1 protein-coding gene is annotated in these 305 nt (G+C 54.1%); it reads left to right on the forward strand.

The window, feature by feature from the left end; translation table 11 throughout:
- Window positions 1–305, forward strand: a 305-nt coding sequence (locus AB4135_RS22240; protein ID WP_371995540.1) for a VCBS domain-containing protein, incomplete at both ends; no start/stop codon positions are given.

The following is a 305-nucleotide window of genomic DNA, read 5'->3' on the forward strand; positions in this document are numbered from 1 at the left end:
GGCGCCTTCAGTCAGCAATTAGTGACTGTGACAGTGACGGGTACTAATGATATTCCGCTTATCACCTCAACCATCCAAGATGCCACTGGCGATGTATTAGAAGCCGGCGTGATGGATGGCGGTAACGTGCCTGAGCCGGGCAACTTAATGACCGGCGGCACCTTAACCGCCGATGATATCGATAACGGCGCCAGCTGGAGCTGGAGTTTTGCCGCCCAAGTTAACGACTACGGCACATTCGATATCGACGCTAACACTGGTGTGTGGAGCTACACTTTAGCCGACAACGCACTGGTCAACGCCCT

The organism is Shewanella sp. 10N.286.54.B9 (assembly GCF_041468565.1).
Classification (GTDB): Bacteria; Pseudomonadota; Gammaproteobacteria; order Enterobacterales; family Shewanellaceae; genus Shewanella.